Annotated in this window: 2 protein-coding genes; both read left to right on the forward strand. The window is 44.0% G+C overall.

Annotated elements, in window-relative coordinates:
* Nucleotides 1-165 precede the first annotated feature (165 nt).
* Complete coding sequence (locus WB217_RS01285; protein WP_423989910.1) at nt 166-1,170, forward strand: rod shape-determining protein; 1,005 nt, start codon at nt 166-168, stop codon at nt 1,168-1,170.
* A 322-nt stretch (nt 1,171-1,492) separates the two neighbouring features.
* Nucleotides 1,493-2,061 (forward strand): flagellar hook-basal body protein (locus WB217_RS01290; RefSeq protein ID WP_423989912.1); only part of this gene is annotated, 569 nt, incomplete at its 3' end.

Raw genomic sequence — 2,061 nt, forward strand, 5'->3', positions numbered from 1 at the left:
CTGTGATAAAATAAACAATTAGGGTAGAATATGGTTCGCAGATTGCGGCAGCGTCTGGATATTCTCGAACATCGTCATCTTTTTATAAGGATGAGACAGTAAGTCATAGAGAAAACGGGGCTAATCAGCCGCAGCCAGCCATTTGTCAAGGAGGATAAAAACGAAATGTTTGCTAGGGATATTGGGATTGACCTTGGTACTGCCAATGTATTGATCCATGTTAAAGGCCGAGGAATTGTATTGAATGAACCGTCTGTTGTGGCGATTGATAAGAACACAAATAAGGTTTTAGCTGTAGGGGAAGAAGCACGCAAAATGGTTGGGCGTACACCTGGCAATATCGTAGCGATTCGTCCTTTGAAAGATGGAGTTATCGCTGATTTTGATGTGACAGAGTCCATGCTAAAGCACTTCATCAATAAACTGAATGTTAAGGGCTTTTTGTCCAAGCCGCGCATCCTGATTTGCTGTCCAACCAACATTACAAGTGTTGAGCAAAAAGCGATCAAGGAAGCAGCTGAAAAAAGCGGCGGCAAGAAAATATACCTTGAAGAAGAGCCTAAGGTTGCAGCGATTGGCGCAGGCATGGACATTTTCCAGCCTAGCGGAAACATGGTCGTTGACATCGGCGGCGGAACAACAGATGTTGCCGTTCTTTCCATGGGCGACATTGTAACTTCGTCTTCTATTAAAATGGCTGGGGACAAGTTTGACGCAGAAATTTTAAGTTACATTAAACGTGAATATAAGCTGTTGATCGGTGAACGTACAGCTGAAAATATTAAACTAACCATTGGAACCGTGTTCCCAGGCGGCCGCAATGAGGAAATGGAAATCCGCGGACGCGATATGGTTTCCGGGCTTCCAAGGACGATTACAGTCCGTTCTGAAGAAATTGAGCAGGCACTAAGAGAGTCTGTTGCAGTCATCGTGCAGGCTGCAAAAACCGTATTGGAGCGCACACCACCAGAACTTTCCGCTGACATTATCGACCGCGGTGTCATTTTAACAGGAGGCGGTGCCTTGCTTCATGGTATCGACCAGCTGATGATGGAAGAGCTTAAGGTTCCTGTATTGGTTGCGGAAAACCCAATGGATTGCGTTGCAATTGGAACAGGCATCATGCTTGATAACATTGACCGCATTGCAGGCCGACGCAGAATTGTATAAATAACTTGGTTAAAAATCTGGAAATCTCTCGGTAAAAACTGAGGGAGAATCCAGATTTTTTTGCATTTTACCCAATTTTTCTGGAATAAAACCCAAAATCCTACATTTTCCTGCAAATTTTTAATGTTTCTAGCCGATATATTTCTTATAATAAGAAGTAGTGAAAAAATTTTCTATTTCGACTTTATAAAATAGTATTAATGTTTCATATTTCTCGCTCAAAATAGTTTCGGACGACCATGATCGTAAATTGCCCAAAACAGTGGCGATTTTATTGACGTTCCAAGGAGCTTACGCATTTCTTATCCTATGAGGTGGAAACATGTTTAAAGGGTTTTATACAGTTGCATCCGGCATGCTTGCTCAGCAGCGCAGGACGGAGATGCTGACAAATAATTTGTCCAATGCCAACACTCCAGGCTTTAAAGCGGATCAATCTTCGATGAGGGCATTTCCGGAAATGCTGCTCCAACGATTTGACAAGGAGCGCATCCCGACAGAGAACGGTTTGAATTTACCGTTCAGCAAGGAAATTGGCACGATTAATACTGGAGTATACATGCAGGAAGCCATTCCGAAATTCATCCAGGGCGATTTGCGCGAAACAGGCAATAAGACGGACGTGGCTTTGCTCGATATAAATATGCCTGAAAACGGCTCGGTGTTCTTCAATGTCCGCCATACAGACGGCTCGGTCCGCTATACTCGTAATGGGAATTTCACGGTTGATGGACAAGGATACCTGACAACCGGCAGCGGTCATTATGTACTCGATGCTTCCGGCCAGCAAATCCAGCTTTCAAGCGACCGTTTTACAATCGATGAAACTGGCGTCATTACTGGTGAAAATGGAGAAAGTGCGATTCTGGGCATTGGATATGCCATTGACCC

The organism is Mesobacillus sp. (assembly GCF_049588175.1).
Lineage (GTDB): Bacteria > Bacillota > Bacilli > Bacillales > Cytobacillaceae > Mesobacillus.

What these genes read in the sequence shown, in the direction of transcription:
- WB217_RS01285 (WP_423989910.1), top strand. Translation starts at nt 166, where the DNA reads ATGTTTGCTAGGGATATTGGGATTGACCTTGGTACTGCCAATGTATTG.